The organism is Halovibrio salipaludis (assembly GCF_002286965.1).
Taxonomy (GTDB): Bacteria; Pseudomonadota; Gammaproteobacteria; order Pseudomonadales; family Oleiphilaceae; genus Halospina; species Halospina salipaludis.
On the sequence record NZ_NSKD01000007.1, the window covers coordinates 82,500 to 102,056 of the forward strand.

The window sequence follows — 19,557 nt, forward strand, 5'->3', positions numbered from 1 at the left end:
TTTCTCAAAGCTCAACTATTATATGCGACAAACGCCACAACACAATATTATTCAATCAACCTGTTCTGGATTCATTAAATCCGGCTGGCGGGGATAATAACCATGGAACCAGAAACGCGGCTTTATGCCTACACTAACATTCTCAGAAGCCCAAATCCTATCTTTCTCCATGAAGGTATAGTAATCCCATACTTTGCTCCCCCACCCAAGAAGGAGCAAAAACACAGCGAATGCGGCAAAAGCCCTCAGTTTTGATTGTGCGAGATTTCTTTTGTGGACTTCTTTAACGTCATCAAACACCGCAACAAAAAGGCCAAGAACAACCAGACCAATCAGCATCGATGGTGGTACGATGAAGACACCAGAAACGCCCGCATGGGTCAGAGCTGCCACCACCGACATAAAAACACCACACGCGAACAGAATACGTGAATCAGAGACTTCGCCTTGTGCAATCAAGCGACGAAAATGCAGAACCCGGAATGCATAATGCACCCCGATCAAGCCGAGTCCCAGAACACTCAGCCAGCCGTATTCGGCGGCCCAAAGCAGGTACATATTGTGCGGGCTTCCAAGTGTCTTCCCTTCCCGATAGGCTTCCGTCAAAGGCTCATGGGTCAGCCATGCCTGAGTTCCCATACCGAATGGAAACCGCTCCAAACTCATCATCCAGGCCTCTGTCCATAAAGGAATTCGCCCGGATGTATCAGTCCCGATCGACCGCATGTCAATATCGATTGACATCAAGGATGGCACAAGTACCGAAAGCACTGCCCAGAAGCCAACGCCCGCAAGAAGCTGAGTGCCCAGAAGACGATAGAAGCGCCATCCCGCCCCCCTAAAAACCAATGCAGTGATGACAAAAGCAATAAGAAGCGCACAGAAGGTACCCCTTGCGGATGAAAGAAAAACCAGCCACCACCAGATACCCGAGGCAAGAACGACGATCACCCGCCACAAGCGAACCTGAGAGAGGGAACCTACGATTAATGCCAGAGGAAACAAGGGGAGCAACCAGGTTGCTGTATGGCTCCAGAATCGAATATTCGCGAACCCCCATGGCAGATAACCATCTGGCCTAGTGATGCCATCAAAAACAGCAAACAAGTACACAGAAGGCGTCAACAACGCGTAGAGAACGCCACATAGAGCCAGCCCTTGAACAACTGCCCACCCACGTCTTGATCTATTGCGCTGAACAAGGATCGCGAAACCGGAAACTGCCGCAAGATAGATTGGATAAAATAGGCTCTCAACTAAAGGGTAAGGCGTAGTACCAAAAAAAAACGTTGATAGGAGGGCTCCCGCTACGAAAAGAAGCCAGCCGGAGGTCTTAAGAGTAGCTCTTGAGTGATTGGACACCAAACAGCCAACAGGCGCCAATGCCCCGCAGACACCTACGAGTACCCAACGCTGAAAATCATAACCTCCAGAAAAGACACCTATGTCATCAAGCAGCGCTAGAGCTCCCAAAATCACGGAGACCGCAATTAATATCAGAACCACCTCCCATATACCGAAAAGTTCACGCTGCCTCTCCAGATGTCAGATCCCGTATGATTGATAACCTCTTTATGGAAGATTTCCGGTCGATCAGCCCGCCATTGTTTATCGCCTGTATCGGCGGTTGGTGGTTCAGATCCCGTTGAGGGATCTGTTGGTTTTAAAGCCAGTTGTAGCGCTTGAGCGTGGTCTCAAGATTCTCGCTGGATCCATAGCGTCGTGTGGCGAGTACGTCACTGATGCATCCGCTGAAGCGGTTCAACTCCAGATGCACAAGTTCACGAGCTACCAGCAGAGGGTAACTCTTTCTTGGGGTCCGATCATCCGACACCTTACATCTACCATGAAAAAGGCCCGAGGCAAAACCTCGGGCCTTCCACATCTATCCTGTTAAAACTCAGAGCAAGACCACCTTAGGTGGTGTTGCTGCAGCCGTCAGGCATAAACTCGTTGGAGCTGTCATTGCCCGCCGAACCGTCATAATAGCACTGCCATGCTCCATCAGTATCACGATAAAGCTCCACTGTTACGCCATCGACTTGAGGGTTTCCTGAAACAGTGCCCTTAATAAAGCTGGTGCCTTGGCCGCCGCTATTAGCGTAATCGACATCTATCGACTTACAGGCGCTAGCTGAGAGGCCAATATCACTAGCATCACCGCCATTAATATCGCCTGTATCACCACGATTGACCATCGTCTCGTAAGAAGTCTGGCCTGCCGAAATTTCTGAATAGCATGCGTTAACCGCAGACCGGGACGTGTAGTCTTGATACTGCGGAATCGCGATCGCCGCCAGAATACCGATGATCGCAACCACGATCATCAGTTCGATGAGCGTAAAGCCCTGTTGGTTTTGATTCGTCTGAATCGATTGCATTGGCGCACCTCCTGAGGGTGTTGTCTTTTTGAGTACCGGCATCAGCAATGGACGCTGCCTTTGCCTGCCTTAACCTAAACATAGCAGCTCCCATGCCAGTTTTCCTTCCAGGGATTTAGATCCATCAAATCAGGAGCCTAAGGGGCTTCCCTTAAAACAAGCTACCTTACCAAAGGCGTCAATGTGACACTGTTTGACGACAAGAGGTGACACATTACGTCACCTTTATGCATTTTTCATCACTGGCTGAACCCTCAGCCAGCCACTAGACTCTTGGGGCAGTTCAACACAAGACCTGAGAGACCATGGCTTCTGACCCCCAGAACGTAACGCTCACCGGCCTGGCCCGGCGATTTGTGGACGACGGCATCCTCGATGAGACCGTGGCCCGGGAGGCCTTCGTCCAGGCCAACCAGGACCGCATCCCGCTGATCACCTATCTCATCCAGAACGAGCTCGCCCCCGGCCAGGCGCTGGCCTTCTCGGCGGGCATGGAATTCGGCGTTCCGGTGATGGACCTGAACGCTTTTTCCGCCGACATGATGCCGGAAGGGCTGGTGGACGAGAAGTTGATACGTGCCCACAGCGTGCTGCCACTGGTCCAGCGCGGAAAGCGGCTGTTCGTGGCCATGGCGGACCCCACCAACCTGCAGGCGCTGGATGAAATCAAGTTCCACACCGGGCTCAGCACTGAAGCGGTCCTGGTGGAAGAAAGCAGCCTGCGCCAGGCCATCGACAAATACATGGAGTCGCAGGACACCTCCATGCAGGATCTGGGCGGGGACTCGGATCTTGAGGATGTGGACTTCGAGAGCGGCGATGACGAGGAGGGGCAGGACAAACATGCCGTGGATGCCACGGACACCGATGATGCGCCCATCGTCAAATACGTGAACAAGCTGCTGCTCGATGCCATCAAACAGGGCGCCTCGGACGTCCATTTCGAGCCCTACGAGAAGATGTACCGCATCCGCTACCGGTCCGACGGCATCCTGAACGAGGTCGCCAAGCCCTCGATAAAGCTCTCCCACAAGCTGGCGGCGCGCGTAAAGATCATGTCCCAGATGGACATTTCCGAACGCCGGGTGCCCCAGGATGGGAGGATCAAGCTCAAGCTCTCCAAATCCAAGTCCATCGACTTCCGCGTGAACACCCTGCCTACCATCTGGGGCGAGAAGATCGTTCTGCGGATCCTGGACCCCACGGCTGCGCAGATGGGCATTGATCAGCTCGGCTACGAAGAAGACCAGAAACAACTCTACCTGGAAGCCCTCAAGTCACCCCAGGGTATGATCCTGGTCACCGGCCCAACCGGTTCCGGTAAGACCGTCTCCCTTTATACCGGCCTGAACATCCTCAACACCCCGGAAGTGAACATCTCCACGGCCGAGGATCCAGCAGAGATCAACCTGGAAGGGATCAACCAGGTCAACGTGAACAACAAGGTGGGGCTGACCTTCGCCGAGGCGCTGCGCTCGTTCCTGCGTCAGGACCCGGACATCATCATGGTGGGCGAGATCCGGGATCTGGAGACCGCGAATATCGCCATCAAGGCTGCCCAGACCGGCCACCTGGTCCTTTCCACCCTGCACACCAACAGTGCTGCGGAGACACTGAGCCGGATGATGAACATGGGGGTCGCCTCGTTCAACATCGCCACCTCGGTCAGCCTGATCATTGCCCAGCGGCTGGGGCGCCGCCTGTGCAGCAACTGCAAGCAACCCTACGACGTCCCCGAGGACGTTCTTCTCAAGGAAGGTTTCACACAGGAACAGATTGATACAGGGTTTACGCTTTACAGACCGGTAGGCTGTGATAAATGTAAAAACGGGTATAAGGGTCGGGTAGGCATCCTCGAGGTGGTCCGGATCACCGAAGACATGGAGAGCATGATCATGAACGAGGCCAGTTCCATCGAACTCGCCCGCCAGGCCCGCAATGAAGGCTTCAACAGCCTGCGCCAGTCCGCGCTCGAGAAGGTGATTCAGGGCGTGACCAGTCTGGAAGAAGCGAACCGTGTAACGAAGGACTAACTCCATGGCGGCCAACGAACAGAAGCTGGACACCTTTACCTGGGAAGGCAAGGACCGCAAGGGCAACAAGACCAGCGGCGAGACCACCGGCGCCTCACCGGCGCTGGTCAAGGCCCAGTTGCGCAAGCAGGGCATCAAACCCGGCAAGATCAAGAAAAAGAGCAAGCCGCTGTTCGGTGGCCGGAAAAAGATCACGCCCTTTGATATCGCCACCTTCACCCGCCAGATGGCGACCATGATGAAGGCGGGCGTGCCGCTGATCCAGTCCTTTGACATTGTCTCCGACGGCCTTGAGAACAAAGGAATGCAGGAGCTGATCATCGCCATCCGTAACGATGTGGCTTCGGGTAACAGCTTCGCCAACGCCCTGCGCCAGCATCCGAAGTACTTTGATGACCTCTACTGCAACCTCGTGGATTCCGGTGAAGCCGCTGGTGCACTGGAAAGCATGCTGGACCGGGTCGCGACCTACCTTGAGAAGACCGAGAACCTCAAGCGCAAGGTCCGGAAGGCCATGACCTACCCGGTCTCCATCATCATCGTGGCGGTCATTGTTACGGCCATCCTCCTTGTGAAGGTGGTGCCGCAGTTCGAATCCCTGTTCCAGGGCTTTGGCGCGGACCTGCCCGCCTTTACCCAGATGGTGATCGGGATGTCCGAATGGCTCCAGGCCTGGTGGTGGGCCGTTCTGATCGGCATCATCGGTACGGTCTTCGGGTTCCGGACAGCCAAGAAACGGTCCCCACGCTTTTCGGATGCCGTGGACAAGTACGTACTCAAGCTCCCTGTTGTGGGCATGATCCTTGACCAGTCCGCCGTGGCCAAGTTTGCGCGGGTTCTTTCCACCACCTTCGCCGCAGGTGTGCCACTGGTTGATGCCCTGGATTCCGTTTCCGGCGCCACCGGTAACGCTGTCTATCGGGATGCCATCCTCCAGGTCAAGGATGAAGTTTCCTCGGGGACGCAGCTGCAGACCGCCATGCGCCAGACAGGGGTGTTCCCGGTACTGGCCATCCAGCTCACCTCCATCGGCGAGGAATCCGGTAACCTGGACGAGATGCTCGGCAAGGTGGCCGACCACTACGAGGCCGTGGTGGATGACCTGGTCGATAACCTGACCTCGCTCATGGAGCCGGTGATCATGTCCGTTCTGGGCATTCTCGTCGGTGGTCTCATCATCGCCATGTACCTCCCCATCTTCCAGATGGGCTCGGCCATGTAACCCTTTACGCCAAGGATCCGGTCTTGCAGAACCTGATACAGATTATTCTCAGTACACCCTGGCTCCTGTGGCCAGCGGTGGTAGGCGTCTCGCTGTGCGTAGGGAGTTTCCTCAACGTAGTGATCCTGCGCCTGCCGCGGATGATGGAGCAGGCCTGGCGCCAGGAATGCGAAGCCCTGTTCCCCGAGGCACTCGGTAGGAGCGGCCAAGGCCGCGATTCCGGCCAACCCGGTACTGAGCAGGATACTGATCGCGGCCATGGCCGCTCCTACGGGCTTTCCTACCCTCGTTCGCATTGCCCGGAATGTGGTAATACGATCCGGGCCATCGACAACATCCCGGTACTCAGCTGGCTCTTCCTGCGCGGGCGCTGCCGGAACTGCGGCACGGGCATCTCCGCGCGCTACCCGGCGATCGAGGCGCTGACGGCAGTGCTTTCAGTGCTTACCGTGCTCATCCTGGGCACCAGCGTCGAGGCACTGATTGCCCTGCCACTGGTATGGGCGCTGCTCGCCCTGACGGTCATCGACCTGGAAACCACCCTGCTTCCAGACAGCATCACCCTCCCACTGCTCTGGGCCGGGCTTGTGGCCAGCGCCCTGGGGCTGGGCCAGGTTGGGCTCGAAGCCGCCTTCTGGGGGGCCGTTGCGGGCTATCTCAGTCTCTGGAGTGTCTACCATCTCTTCCGCCTTCTGACCGGCAAGGAAGGCATGGGCCATGGGGATTTCAAGCTGCTGGCCGCCCTCGGTGCCTGGCTGGGCTGGACCATGCTGCCGGCCATCATCCTGCTCTCGAGCCTTGTGGGTGCTGTGGTGGGCATTGCGATGATCGCCATACGTGGGCATAATCGCAATATTCCGATTCCCTTCGGCCCCTACCTCGCCGCCGCGGGCGTGATCGCGCTCTGGTATGGGCCGGAACTGCTGGATCTGTGGCTGTCCTTGATGAGGGTCTGACATGTTTGTGGTTGGCCTGACCGGAGGCATTGGCAGCGGCAAGAGTACCGTGGCCGATCTCTTCCGTGAGCACGGCATCTTCGTGATTGACGCGGATGATGTATCCCGCGAGGTGGTTGAGCCCGGCGAACCGGCACTGGAAACCATCCGGAACCACTTTGGCGATGCCGTTCTCCAGCAGGACGGCACCCTGGACCGGGCTGCGCTGCGCAAACGTGTCTTCAACGATGACGGCGAACGCCAGTGGCTGGAGGCCCTGCTGCACCCCCGCATTGCCGAACGCCTGAAACACTATCTGTCTGAAGCGGATTCGCCGTATCAGATGCTGGTGTCGCCGCTTCTTCTGGAAACCGATCAGCACAGGCTCTGCCAGCACATCGTGGTGGTGGACGTCAGCCACGAGACCCAGATCCAGCGCACCATGAGCCGGGATGACAACGACCGCGCCCAGGTGGAACGCATTATTGCCGCGCAGATGCCCCGGGAGGACCGGCTCAGGGCTGCGGGCAACGTGATCGACAATGACCAGCCGCTGGAGCGCGTGCGCGAGGAAGTCGCAGGCCTGCACCAGCACCTGCTTGCCATGGCCGCCGAGGTTTCCGGGGACACCCTTTCATGAAGGGAAGCCTTGTTACCGGTCTGGCCATTATCCTGCTGTTCCAGCTCGCCGGCCTGGCACTGGAGCAGATTCCAGGCATGCCGCTGCCCGGACCGATTTTCGGCATGGTGCTGTTCTTCCTGTATCTGGTGATCACGGGCGGAGGCTATGACCCGGAGCGCGAAGCCGCCCGCCACTTGCTCACCCATATGGCACTGTTCTACATCCCCGCGGGCGCCGGCATCGTGACCCTGGGCGCACTGCTCATGGAGCAGGCCCTGGGCATTACCCTGGCACTGACCCTGGGCACCCTGATCGCCTTCGTGACCACCGCCCATCTCATGCAGTGGCTGAGCCGATGAGCACCCTACTGAACTCGCCCCATTTCGCCATTACCCTGACCCTGCTGGCCTATCTCGCCGGCCATGGCCTGTACCGGATCACCGGCAAGCCCAGCTTCCTTCAGCCTGTGGTTTCCGGCATCGCCCTCGTGGGGGCCACGCTGCTGGTGCTGGATCTCGATTACGGCACCTACATGGAGGGCGCCAGCATCATCCACTTCATGCTTGGCACCGTCACCGTGGCCCTGGGGCTGCCGCTTTACCAGAATCTTGGCCTCATACGCCGCCATCTGCTGCCGTTAATGGTCACACTTGCCGTCAGTGGTGTTGTGGCGGCGGGCAGCGCCACCGGCCTGCTCTGGCTCACCGGCTCGGACCATGCCACCCTGATGTCCATGGCCACCAAGTCCATCACCACCCCCATAGCGATCTCCGTCACGGAATCCATAGGCGGCTACCCACCGCTGGCTACCGGCTTCGTCATGGTCACCGGGATCCTGGTCGCAGCCTGCGGCGGCCCGGTACTGCGCATCACCGGCGTCACGCACCCCGCCGCCAAGGGCTGCGCCATGGGCATGATCGGCCATGGCGTGGGCACCGCCCGCGCCTTTGAGATGGGATCGGAAACCGGCGCTTTCTCCGCGCTCTCAATCGGCCTGATGGGCCTCTACACCGCCATCGGCCTGGGACTGCTGATGCCGTGAGCTGGATCCGGGCCCTGATCGGCACCAGCTGCCTGGCCATAGGCAGCGTGGAAACCACCTGGGCCACCCTGGCGCCACCAGCGGACCCGGAGCCACCGCCGCGGGTGGACATTGAGGAGCTCCCGGAAGATTTCTTTGACTGGGATGGCCCCCGCTACCTTGACCCCCAGGACACCTGGCTCGACCAGACCGGCCACTGGGTGGTGCGGCGGCGGCGCATCCATTCGCGCCAGGTTGAAGCCCTGGGGCTGGGTATTGACCAGACCCTCTCCGGCCAGACCTGGGTGGATCAGGACAACGACAGCTACCTGCGGCTGGGCGCTTTCAACCGCTATACCGAGGATGGACGGATGGGCTTTGAGCCGGAAGCCCGCTTCAAGCTTGATGTCCCCACCTCCGAGGAAAAGTTCCGCATCATTGTGGAAAGCGATGCCAATGATCTGGCCCCTCTATCCGAGCAGCAGCAGCGGGGTACGCTGACGCCGGAAGAGGCGGATGAGAACAGCTTTACAGCCGGTGCCCTGCGTTTTCTGTCGCCTCTTTCCGAGCGCTGGAACGCCAGCACTGATGTGGGCGCCCGGCTGCACATGCCACTGGAGTTCTTTGCCCGGGCACGCACCTGGTCTGACTGGCAGCTTTCCAGAGAATGGCGGCTGCGCGTGGATCAACGGGTGTTCTGGTACCTCCAGGAAGGCTGGATCTCCCGGTCATGGTTCGGATTTCACCGCCCGCTTGGCCCCCACTGGCGGTTCCGGGCATCATCAGAGGTGCGCTGGGTCCACCGCAAACGTGGATTCGAGATGGCCCAGATCTTCCGCCTGCAGCGCCGCTACCGCAACCGGCACTTCGTGCGCCTGCGATTTGGCGTTCTGGGAGACACCTTCAATAACTGGGCCCGCACCGAATACTTCACGGACATGCTCTACCGCAAGCGCCTTCATGATGACTGGCTTTACGGCGAAATCATCCCCTCCCTGCGTTACCGTCGCGAAGAGGACTTCCAGCCTGAAGCCAGCCTGACCTTCCGCATCGAAATGTTCTTCTCAAGCAGCGGAGATCTCCAGTGAACAGCGATTATGGCGTCACGCCCATTGGCACGGTCCGCTCCTGTTTTCCGGACAAATTCGGCGTTCCCCGCCAGCCGTCCCTCTGCCCACACGCCCGGGGCGAGGTGGTTCTCAGCTCCCCCTGGAACACCGAGGAGGCCTTCCGGGGGATCGAGGATTTTTCCCACGTCTGGATCAGCTTTCTGTTCCATCAGGTCCCGGCGGATCAGGCACCCTCAGCACTGGTCAGACCCCCCAGACTCGGCGGCAACACCCGGGTCGGCGTCTTTGCCAGCCGCTCTCCCTTCCGACCCAACCGCCTTGGCCTGTCACTGGTGCGAAACCAGGGCCTCACCCGGCGCCACGGGGAGCTGTGTCTGGCGATCAGCGAGATCGATCTGGTGGATGGCACCCCCGTGCTCGACATCAAACCCTTCCTGCCCTGGTGCGATGCCCCGGAAGCGGCCACGGGCGCCTGGGCCAACGAACCACCGGCCGCCACTCTGCCTGTAAGATTCAGTCCGCAAGCGGAGCACCGATTACAGCAGATCCAGTGGGACTATCCGGAGCTGCGCGATCTCATCCGCGAGGTTCTCAACCAGGACCCACGACCCGCCTACCACCGGGATGATCCGGAGCGGCGTTATGCGCTCCGCCTGTACGACCTCGATGTCCATTGGCTGGTAGCGAACGGTACCTGTGTCGTCGAACGCCTTGAAAAGGCGTAATTGTGGAACGGCACCGGTGACACTATCATGACCCCCTGAGTCACCATGGCCACTGACAGGAGCACAAGCCCCTATGCGATACAACCGACTGATCCGCACCACCTGCCTCAGCGCCGCGCTGTTCACCGCGTTTGCCGGCACAACCCATGCGGACAGCCTGGACCTCAGCCTGAGCAACGATTCCGTTCGGGGTGAATACAGCTTCACCGACGCCAGTGAGGAGCTCGGCGGTGGCGTGGGCTACACCTATCATGACGGCAGCCGCCATCTGGCAACGCTCGATCTGCACGCCCAGGGCCGCACCGCTATCCAGAACATCCCCATGACCGTGGGCCTGGGTGTGCGCAACATGTACTTCGATGACGGCGACCGTGACATCGACGGCGGCGCCACCGCGCCAGGGGTCTTTGCCCGTATGAATATCCCGGAGGTTCCCGGGCTTTCCGTTGGCGGCAGCCTCTACCTCTCCCCATCGATTCTTTCCTACGGGGATGCGGACGGCATGCGCCATACCGATGCCACCGTCAGCTATCGACTGATCCGCAACTCCGAGATCTTTGCCGGCTACCGCTACGTGGGCGCGGATCTCGATACTCGCGGTGACGACGACTACCGCTTTGAGGAAGGCCTGATCGGCGGCATGCGCATCCTCTTCTGAAGAACCCGGAATGGTTCACGGCAGGCCCTCCGGCGCTGGTTTAGACTCGTAGAACAATCGTGTTTTACGGGACCAGCCCGGAGGGTTAGATGCGTACCCGCCTGTTTTATCCCCTGCTCACCCTGAGCGCCCTGGCACTGACCGCCTGCGGCAGTGGGGATCCATCCGTGAGCGATGAGAATTCCTTTGACATTGGCACCCCTCCGGATTTCCGCGATGGGGGCTCAGGACTTCGATGTCAGGGCACCAGTAACCTTGAAGACAACCAGCTACTGGTGAGCGTCCAGACCCCAAGTAACAGCCCGGATGCCGAAAAAGGCAGCGGGCTGAGCACGACGACCAGCGCCGATCTCAGCCTGGTTGAAGTTGGCAGTTCATGGTCACAGAGTCTCAGTACCGAGAACGTTGGCGAGGAGTTCGTCGTCACTTTCGAGGACGGCGTGCCTCGCCGTATCGACCTCGCCATTGAAGCCTCTGTTGCCGGCAGCACCTACAAGGCTCCCGTAGCCTCTGAATGCGGACACGTGTTCGTGAATCCGTTTTCGGACGTGCTGATCGATGAAGTCATCCAGGATCTGGATGACAGCGCCATCAGTGAAATCAACAGCTGCAATGATGTGGCCTGCACGTACGATCTGGTCTGGCAACCCGTAGCCGACCGTGTCCAATCCTTCGAGATCGATGTCACAGAAGGCCAGTCGGCACTCAGAGACCGCGCGGACTTCATGGCATTCCTGAGACAGGCTGAAACCCTGTTGACCCAGGAGGCGGCCACCCTCTCCAGCGGCGAGAACGAGGATATCGCGCCCGGCTACAACGCCGTCCAGTACGGCATCAGCCTGAATTCGGGGGACAATACTGGATTCTGGGCAACACACACCCTCGACCGCGGCGTCAGCGAGGCCAACGGCACCGCCTACACCTATCCCCGCTACTCGATTGGTAACCTGCCGCTGTCCGAGCTTGGTTTTGATCTTGCTCTGGGCACAGTGGATATTCCACTCAGACGACGTTCCTTTCACTCGACGCTCGACGATGCATTCAGGAGCTACAGCACCCAGGCGAACCAGCTGTTCGCACCCCAGGATGACAACGGCACCCAGAACAACATGCTATCCAGCCTCCGCCCCATCCTCCAGACTGTCAGCGATGAAGGTACCCGAACCATTGGATGGGCGCCCAACCCCCACGTCTACAGAGCCGGCGCCCTGAGGGACAGCAACGCCCCTCCCCAGGCCATGCTCAGCAGCTACTTCCTCGCAGCGCGGGGATGGGAGCTTTCCGGAACCGCCGATACAGGATACGAGCGCGAAGCAATTCTTGAGCAACAGGCTATTGCCAGCGTTGAACTCAACCTTGCCGAGTGGGACGACGGCAACGAGTTCAGCTCAAACTCCGAATATCAGTTCGCCGGATTCGAACTGAAACCCGCCCAATCAGGTAGCGATAAAGCTGCAAGAGCTAGCATTGGTGATTGGCAGATGGGAGGAAACACAGGAACTGAGAATGTTGATCCAGGGGATACCTGGTCTGTTGGTAATGGTTCGATGCCTGAGTACGCAGACTTTGATCTGGAATCAGTAACCCCAAAAGACACCCCCAACAGCAACATTGATGCGTTTCAGGGCCAGCTCTTCCTCAACTACGAGAAAGCTTCCCAGGAGGGCAACTCAGAAACGGACCGGATTCCCAATGCGGCGGTCTCAGCCAATGAGCGCTGGATTGCCGCTTCCTCACGCCCTGCTTCAACCAACAGCCACGGGGGGTCGCTTCTCAGGATTGCGTACAAACAGGACGACTCAGATACCCTTCCTTCAGGATCGTCTACGTATCAGGTTCAAGGGTTCAGTATCAGCAGCGCCGACGCGCTTACCCAGCATGAAAATGCATGCCTTCAGCTCGGCAGCAGCAGTGCGGATTACAGTTTTTCAGGCCATCGAACCAGTTATGAGTCCAGTTCAGGTAATTTCACAGTTGCTAAGCAGCAGCTGAATTCTAAAAACAGCTGCGACCTAGCTACTGATGACGGCGGAGAGACGTTCTCCATCAACAATTGCACAACAGATGGCCTTCAAATCGAAGGCTTTGCGGCTGACAACGGCAACACCCTCGTCATGATCACCCGCAAATCTAACGAATCCGTAGGATTCCTGTTAGGATTCAGGGACGACAGCGCGGAGGGGTGCCCCAACTGATCCGAACTCCAGCCCTCCGCGTAGCTGTATCTAAACGCGGAGGTATTGATGGAATCTCGTCCCGTACCAGCCCTGATTCTGGTGGCTGTTCTTGTGGTAGGTGGTCTGGCCGCCGGCTTTATTGCCAGCCAGGTGGAGTTTGAACGGCCCACGCCGAAGGTTTCCGAACCGCAACTTCTGGACACTGATGCCATCCCAGGATGGGCGACGGCTCCCCTGCCGGACTTCACCCAGTACAGCGTTGTCTCCGAGAAGAAGGACGCCTTCTTCGGTTACCTCTTCCCCCGTATTGCCCTGGCCAACCTGCGGATCCAGGCTGCCCGGGACTACCTGGAACAGCTCAGCAACAAGCCGGAGCTGAACGAGGAAGAACGGAAATGGCTCACCACCCGCGCCACACGCCTGCGGGTTGATGGTGAGACGACAGAGGATCTGGTCAGTGGTCTTGAGCGCCGGATGCACATCATTCCGCCGTCACTGGTACTGGCGCAGGCCGCCAATGAATCCGCCTGGGGCACCAGCCGTTTCGCCACCCAGGGCAACAACCTGTTCGGCCAATGGTGCTTCAACCCCGGCTGCGGCCTTGTCCCGAACAGCCGCCCGGCGGGAATGACCCATGAGGTGGAGGTTTTCGAGTCACCTTACCGCTCCATCCGGGCCTATCTCACCAACCTCAATCGCCACAACGCCTACCAGAACCTGAGGGAACGCCGGCTTGCATTACTGAACGAGAACCGGTTCCCCGACGGCATCAATCTCGCGGGCGGGTTGCAGTCGTATTCCGAACGTGGACAGGCGTACGTGGAAGAAATCCGAAGTATGATCCGCGTCAATAACCTTTCGGATTACGATCAGCGTCAACAGGCGCTGTCAGCGGCAGAGAACCCTCTTGAGAAGCTGGATGCACTGATCAGCGATCACAGGGAACGGTTCAGCAACTAAGGTAACAGCTGTTCACTGAAAAATTGGCAGGGCGCACTGCCAATGTATAATGGCGTCCGTCGCGAGTAACCCATTCACCGGACAGACGGTCGCCAACATGCTGGATTTCCTTCCTGCACCGCTCAAGGGCACACTCTGTGTTCTGCTGATCCTTCTCAGCACCCTGATTCTGTACCCCCTTCTGCTCCTGCTTGCCATCCTCAAGCTGATCATTCCGATCACCCCGGTTCGCAAGCTGTGCACACGGGGGCTCAATGCCATCGCCTTCGTCTGGATCGAGAACAACGGGCTGTTCATGCGCCTGCTCAACCGCATCGAGTGGGACGTTGAGCTCAATGCCAACCTGAGCCGGAACCAGTGGTACTTCGTCACCTGCAACCACCAGTCCTGGGCGGACATCCTGGTAACCCAGGTGGTGCTGAACCGTCGTATCCCTCTCATGAAGTTCTTCCTGAAGAAGGAGCTCATCTGGGTACCACTGCTCGGCATTGCCTGGTGGGCTCTGGATTTTCCCTTCATGAAGCGCTATACGCAGCAGCAGCTCATGAAAAAGCCCCATCTGAGGGGCAAAGACCTGGAGACCACCCGCAAAGCCTGTGAGAAGTTCGAGTACACGCCGGTTGCGGTATTCAACTTCATGGAAGGCACCCGCTTCACCCCGGCAAAGCATGAGCAGCAGAACTCCCCCTACCGCAACCTGCTCAAACCCCGCTCCGGTGGCACCGGTTTTGTGCTGGGCGCCATGGGCAACCTGATGAGCATCATGCTCGACATCACCATCGTCTATCCAGATGGCCCGGGTGGCATCTGGGACTATCTCAGCGGGCGCACACGCCGTGTGATCATACGGGTTGATGAAAAGCGGATTCCGGAGCAGTTCCTGGGGCGGGATTACCAGAACGACCGCGAGTTCCGGATCGAGTTCCAGAAGTGGATCAGCGAGCTATGGAACAACAAGGATGAGCTGATTGACCGGATGAAGGAACAGGAAACCGCCAATCCATCCTGAGCTCCGCTCTCACCACTCACATACTAAAAAGCCCCGCCGAAGCGGGGCTTTCTGTTTCCAGCGCCGGCCCGGTGGCCGGCATGGAATCAACGGCGACCAGCGCGGCGCAGGGCGCTCGGTGTGTAGTCCCGGAACTGGCGTTCAATGCCGAAGGTATAGGGATCGTCCATTTCATTGGTCAGACCCAGTACCAGATAGCGGCCATTGAGCGTGTCATACAGCGTCTCGAAGGCGTACCAGGGGACACGCTCATCGTAGAACTGCATGGTATGACCCTCGGCCACACGCCAGAGCTCACCACGGCCGTCGTAATGGTCCACAACGGCAGCCGCCCAGGTGTCCTCATCAAAGTAGAAGTCACGCTTGGCGTAGATGTGGCGCTCATCATCCTTGAGGGTGGCGGTCACATGCCATACACGGTGCAGTTCATAGCGCGCGTGGTCCTGATTGATGTGGCCCGCCTGGAGCAGCTCATCATAGCTCAGGGACGGATCATCCAGCCGGTAGCCGTTATAGGGAATGTACATTTCCTTCTTCCCTTTCAGCTCCCAGTTGTAGCGGTCCGGTGCGCCATTGAACATATCCAGGTTGTCCGAGGTGCGCTGGCCGTCCGCGGCTGTACCCGGCCCGTCATAGGCCACCTGCGGCGCCCGGCGCACCCGGCGTTGACCCGCGTTGTAGACCCAGGCCCGGCGAGGCTCCTTCACCTGGTTGATGGTCTCGTGCACCAGCAGTACGTTACCGGCCAGACGGGAGGGCGAGCGGATCGCCTGCTTGAAGTAGAACAGGACGTTGGAGTCCTTGCCCGGCTCGTAGTCTTCAAACGACGTCCGCCAGGTCAGCTCCTCATCGAAATGGATCGGCGTAAAATTGCCATTCTCCTGGGGCACGGCCTGATGGACGTTCCGGTTTACCGCACCGCCACGATAGCGGGTGATGTGGTTCCAGATCACCTGAAGACCGTTTTCCGGAATCGGGAAAGGCACCGCCGTATCGAAGTTCTCGAGACCATTACCGCCCTCAACGAGAGTGGTATTGGTGGCGTTCTCCTTTGCCTTTTCGTAGACCCGCTCCGGCAGAGCCGCCGTGCGGCGGGTCTTGTAGACCGGCATCTTGTAGTCTTCGTACTCGTTGATCATCTTCACCTGACCTGGTGAGAGACGATCCTTGTACTCGTCCACGTTGCTCTGGTCGATCACGAACTTCGGCTCATCCTCCGGGAAGGGATCCAGATAGTGGTTCCCCTCATAGTTGTCCGGCGGCGTCGTCAGCCCGCCATCCCAGGCCGGGATCTCGTCGCCATTGCCAGCTTTCTTGGCGCCGATTGGCGTGAGTTCGTTGCCCAGCTTCGCGGCCTCCTCCTCGGAGACCGCGCCCATGGCCGGTGCGGCTGCCAGCGCCAGGGAGACAATGCTCCCTGTCAGTACGTTCTTTCGAAAATTCATCGCTCGTCTACCTCGCTAGACGTTGGTGGTACAGCTTTATTTCTTCACACACTCTCACGGATCAGAACGAATACGTCACGCTGGCCGTGATGTTGTCCCGGTCCTCGCGGGTGTTGTAATCACCACCAAAGTAGTTGGTGTAGTTGATCGCCGCTTCGTAGTTATTGCGGTACTCCGCAGCAAGACCCAGACCGACCGCTTTGTTGCCCTCATTGAAGGCACCGCCCGGCGCCGGCGCATAGCCGTTCACATCGTGCGACCAGGAGAGCGACGGCTTCAGCGTCGCGCCCATGAAGGCGTTGTTGTAGGTCAGCGTGCCGCGCATGCGATAGCCCCAGGCGAAGTCGCTGACGAAACCATCGTTGGTGCAGTTGCTGGGGTTGATATTAGCAAGTGGACCAGAGCTACATGTCACAGCTCCATTCAGTGCTTCATAGTCACCGATCCCGTAGATCCCTGAACGACCGTAGCGGGCCTCAGACTTCTCCGGAAGATCGTGCACATAGGTCATGCCGACCTCACCGACAAAACTCAACCGGCTTGCCCCAAGAACCCGGTCAAAAAACTTAATGAAGGTCGTTTGAGCCTGAGAGACCTTGAAGCGGTCGTAACCTGGGATCTCATTCCCCGGCGTAATGGCCAATCCTTCAGATTTTCTCTGTTGATAGAACTTAGAGGCCCCAGCGGGAAGGGTTGCAGCAGGGGCTCCGGCCGCTTCTTGTCCGGCCAGAACGCCACCATTGAGCAATTCAAAAGCGTTCCACTGCAAGGGCATATTTTCACGGAAACTGTACTCAGCCCCTATAGACCACCCACCGGGAACATTCGTATTCATGCTCAAGCCATAAAGTTTAATGTCTTCAGGGTAGTCCACGGAATAATCTGGCAAGAAACTGCCTACGGCCAACTTTTGCTGGGATGCAATCTGACCGCTTATATAGGGCAAACGGCTGTCATAACGGACATGGTAGGCTCCAAACTCTGTATTACCCAGACTCGGCGAATACCAGCGTAAGGCCACACCGTACTGATCGTCACCATCAGGCTCATTAGTGCCAGCGCGATTAATTACTGTAGGTCCGCTATCAGGCAAGGTCTTCTGATCTGTGCCTCCACTAGGATAAATGGTATTACAGTCATTGGCCGTAAAATCATTTGTTGAGAAGAATGTCCCGCAGTCCTCGAGCCGGGTCTCATCCCAGTCGAACTGGGCGTAAGCCTCGACAGTTATATTCTGTGTCAGACCAATCGACGTATAGAGTGCCTCAACCGGCAGCAGCGCATCACGGATTTCAGCCCCCGGGGCCCGGATAGCACTGACGTTGATCGGGTTGGTGGCGTTGATACCGCCCTGAATGAAGGTACTCTCGCCCCAGTTGATGACCTGGTTCCCGTAACGAACCGTGACGGGCACTTCGCCGACATTCCAGTCCGTCCATACATAGGCGTCCAGAAACTCACCACCTGACGCATCGTCCTTACCGCCGTCACTGAGCGGATACTCAAAGTCGTCGTCCTTAGTCTTGAAATCGTACCAGTACCTGCCGCGCACAAACGTGCCGACACTGGACAGATACTCCCCACGCGGTGCGTAATCCAGGTAGAGTTCACTGGTGCCACTGACCCGCTCCGAGTAGGTGTCACCGGATTCAAAGTTCTGGTTGCCGTCGTCGTAGTTTGTGGTGGAAGCACCGACGTTGGAGGGGCTGCTTACATTCGGTAGATTTCCCTGCCCAATCAGATCCTTGTTCTGGCTCTCCACCCGCCAGCCAGCCGCAGCCGTCAGGCTGGTATCAAAGGCACCATTAACCTCACCGTAATTGAAGGTAAACGCTCCCGCCGGCGCGGACATACCCGCCGCAATGGCGACCGCAAGGGGAAGGCGAGCTCGCTTCTGCCACTGTTGTGTTCTTTTTGTCATCGAAACGCTTCTCCGTTGTCACTGAATCGCTACCCGGGTAATGGAATTACCACAAGTTCACATGCAATATAGACACAAAATCACAGTTCCACCAACTTTCCGGTGGCTGATTTTGTGTTTCGTGGACTGCTTCACGGAATTGCAATAAATCACACCCGCAGACTGATCCAAGAGGCAATTTTATGCACGACCCTTCCATCTACATCACCGCCGCCCGCCGCACCCCGATGGGCGGCTTCCTTGGGGCACTCTCCCCTCTCAGCAGTCCTGCCCTGGGCGCCGAAGCCGTTCGTGCCGTCCTCGCCGACTCCGGGCTCAGCGTAGATGCAGTCGAGGAAGTGGTGATGGGCAATGTGTTGCCTGCAGGCACTGGTCAGGGCCCAGCTCGCCAGGCAGCGAGGGACGGCGGCCTGCCGGACAGCGCCGGGGCCACTACCGTCAACAAGCTCTGCGGCTCCGGCATGAAGGCCACCATGTTCGGGCACGACCTGATCCGCGCCGGCAGTGCGGAGGTGGTTCTGACCGGTGGCATGGAGAGCATGTCCAATGCGCCCTACCTTCTGACCGACGCCCGCCGGGGTTACCGCATGGGCCCCGGCCGGCCCCCTCAGGATCATATGTTCATGGACGGGCTGCAGGATGCGGAGACCGGGCGCCTCATGGGTGAGTTCGCCCAGGAGACGGCGGATCGGCTGGGCTACCCCCGGGAAGCCATGGACGCCTTCGCCATCCGCTCCCTGGAACGGGCCAATGCGGCCATCGATAATGGCTGGCTGGGCGCGGAGATGGTTCCGATCACCCAGACGGACCGCAAGGGCAATGAAACGACCGTCAGTAACGACGAGCAGCCCGGCCAGGCCAACATTGACCGGATCCCCTCCATGCGCCCGGCCTTTGCGAAGGACGGCACCATTACCGCGGCCAACGCCTCCTCCATCTCGGACGGTGCCTCAGCGCTCATGCTGATGAGCGAAGCGGCCATGGAGCGCCATGGCTCGCAGCCGCTGGCGCGCATCCTCGGACATGCCACCTTCTCCCGCCACCCTTCCGAATTCACTCTGGCCCCGGTGGGTGCGATCCAGCGCCTTCTGGAGCGCACCGGCTGGTCAACCCAGGACGTGGACCTCTACGAGATCAATGAGGCATTTGCGGTGGTGTCCATGATCGCGATGGATGATCTGGGGCTGGCCCCGGAGAAGGTGAACATCCACGGCGGCGCCTGCGCCCAGGGTCACCCCATCGGGTCCACCGGCTCGCGTCTGGTCGTATCCCTGATCCACGCGCTGAGGCGCACCGGCGGTCGAAGGGGCATAGCCTCACTGTGCATCGGTGGCGGCGAGGCCACGGCCGTGGCCATCGAGCTGTGCGACTGAGCGTG

17 protein-coding genes and 2 pseudogenes are annotated in these 19,557 nt (G+C 58.7%); 13 read left to right on the forward strand and 6 right to left on the reverse strand.

Features of this window, described 5'->3' with window-relative positions; translation table 11 throughout:
* Positions 1-51: 51 nt before the first annotated feature.
* The 4 genes and pseudogenes from CK501_RS13430 to CK501_RS17270 all read right to left on the reverse strand — a co-directional run.
* Positions 52-1,506 (reverse strand): O-antigen ligase family protein, encoded by a 1,455-nt coding sequence (locus tag CK501_RS13430; RefSeq protein WP_158223126.1) that lies wholly within the window; start codon positions 1,504-1,506, stop codon positions 52-54.
* Positions 1,497-1,765, reverse strand: a pseudogene (locus CK501_RS17320) (hypothetical protein); the annotation flags it as partial. The gene CK501_RS13430 and the pseudogene CK501_RS17320, both read right to left, overlap by 10 nt.
* Positions 1,766-1,916: 151 nt before the next feature.
* Positions 1,917-2,228, reverse strand: coding sequence for a pilin (locus CK501_RS13435; protein ID WP_233128913.1), 312 nt, complete (start codon positions 2,226-2,228; stop codon positions 1,917-1,919).
* A 23-nt stretch (positions 2,229-2,251) separates the two neighbouring features.
* Positions 2,252-2,381 (reverse strand): annotated as a pseudogene (locus CK501_RS17270) (prepilin-type N-terminal cleavage/methylation domain-containing protein); the annotation flags it as partial.
* A 305-nt stretch (positions 2,382-2,686) separates the two neighbouring features.
* Between CK501_RS17270 and pilB the strand changes: the two are divergent.
* The 12 genes from pilB (at position 2,687) to CK501_RS13495 (ending at position 14,813) form a co-directional block, all read left to right on the forward strand.
* Positions 2,687-4,414 carry a type IV-A pilus assembly ATPase PilB gene (gene pilB / locus CK501_RS13440; RefSeq protein WP_095618257.1) on the forward strand — a complete coding sequence of 576 codons (1,728 nt, stop codon included), beginning with the start codon at positions 2,687-2,689 and terminating at the stop codon, positions 4,412-4,414.
* A 4-nt stretch (positions 4,415-4,418) separates the two neighbouring features.
* A complete protein-coding gene (locus CK501_RS13445; RefSeq protein ID WP_095618258.1) occupies positions 4,419-5,636 on the forward strand; it encodes a type II secretion system F family protein in 1,218 nt (405 codons plus the stop codon).
* A gap of 23 nt (positions 5,637-5,659) precedes the next feature.
* Positions 5,660-6,592: a prepilin peptidase gene (locus CK501_RS13450; protein ID WP_198949522.1), complete on the forward strand. Its 933-nt coding sequence runs from the start codon at positions 5,660-5,662 to the stop codon at positions 6,590-6,592.
* Position 6,593: 1 nt separating this feature from the next.
* Positions 6,594-7,211, forward strand: coding sequence for a dephospho-CoA kinase (gene coaE / locus CK501_RS13455; RefSeq protein WP_095618259.1), 618 nt, complete (start codon positions 6,594-6,596; stop codon positions 7,209-7,211).
* A complete protein-coding gene (locus CK501_RS13460) occupies positions 7,208-7,552 on the forward strand; it encodes a CidA/LrgA family protein (protein WP_095618260.1) in 345 nt (114 codons plus the stop codon). The genes coaE and CK501_RS13460 overlap by 4 nt, the downstream gene beginning before the upstream one ends.
* Positions 7,549-8,235 carry an LrgB family protein gene (locus tag CK501_RS13465; protein WP_095618261.1) on the forward strand — a complete coding sequence of 229 codons (687 nt, stop codon included), beginning with the start codon at positions 7,549-7,551 and terminating at the stop codon, positions 8,233-8,235. Before CK501_RS13460 ends, CK501_RS13465 begins: the two co-directional genes overlap by 4 nt.
* Positions 8,232-9,302: a hypothetical protein gene (locus tag CK501_RS13470; RefSeq protein ID WP_095618262.1), complete on the forward strand. Its 1,071-nt coding sequence runs from the start codon at positions 8,232-8,234 to the stop codon at positions 9,300-9,302. The genes CK501_RS13465 and CK501_RS13470 overlap by 4 nt, the downstream gene beginning before the upstream one ends.
* A complete protein-coding gene (tsaA, locus tag CK501_RS13475) occupies positions 9,299-10,009 on the forward strand; it encodes a tRNA (N6-threonylcarbamoyladenosine(37)-N6)-methyltransferase TrmO (protein ID WP_095618263.1) in 711 nt (236 codons plus the stop codon). Before CK501_RS13470 ends, tsaA begins: the two co-directional genes overlap by 4 nt.
* Before the next feature lie 73 nt (positions 10,010-10,082).
* Positions 10,083-10,667 (forward strand): YfaZ family outer membrane protein, encoded by a 585-nt coding sequence (locus tag CK501_RS13480; RefSeq protein ID WP_095618264.1) that lies wholly within the window; start codon positions 10,083-10,085, stop codon positions 10,665-10,667.
* A gap of 89 nt (positions 10,668-10,756) precedes the next feature.
* Positions 10,757-12,862, forward strand: a complete 2,106-nt coding sequence (locus CK501_RS13485; protein WP_095618265.1) for a hypothetical protein — start codon at positions 10,757-10,759, stop codon at positions 12,860-12,862.
* A gap of 48 nt (positions 12,863-12,910) precedes the next feature.
* The gene (locus tag CK501_RS13490) at positions 12,911-13,804 is read left to right on the forward strand and encodes a glucosaminidase domain-containing protein (protein WP_095618266.1); all 894 of its coding nucleotides are present in this window, start codon (positions 12,911-12,913) and stop codon (positions 13,802-13,804) included.
* A gap of 97 nt (positions 13,805-13,901) precedes the next feature.
* The gene (locus CK501_RS13495) at positions 13,902-14,813 is read left to right on the forward strand and encodes an acyltransferase (protein ID WP_095618267.1); all 912 of its coding nucleotides are present in this window, start codon (positions 13,902-13,904) and stop codon (positions 14,811-14,813) included.
* Positions 14,814-14,899: 86 nt separating this feature from the next.
* Here CK501_RS13495 and CK501_RS13500 read toward each other — a convergent pair whose 3' ends face one another.
* Both CK501_RS13500 and CK501_RS13505 read right to left on the reverse strand, forming a co-directional pair.
* Complete coding sequence (locus CK501_RS13500; RefSeq protein WP_095618268.1) at positions 14,900-16,258, reverse strand: DUF1329 domain-containing protein; 1,359 nt, start codon at positions 16,256-16,258, stop codon at positions 14,900-14,902.
* A gap of 61 nt (positions 16,259-16,319) precedes the next feature.
* Complete coding sequence (locus CK501_RS13505) at positions 16,320-18,179, reverse strand: DUF1302 domain-containing protein (protein WP_095618269.1); 1,860 nt, start codon at positions 18,177-18,179, stop codon at positions 16,320-16,322.
* Between the two features lie 182 nt (positions 18,180-18,361).
* Here CK501_RS13505 and CK501_RS13510 point away from each other — a divergent pair, with 182 nt between their 5' ends.
* Complete coding sequence (locus tag CK501_RS13510) at positions 18,362-19,552, forward strand: thiolase family protein (protein ID WP_095618270.1); 1,191 nt, start codon at positions 18,362-18,364, stop codon at positions 19,550-19,552.
* The last annotated feature ends 5 nt before the right edge of the window (positions 19,553-19,557 follow it).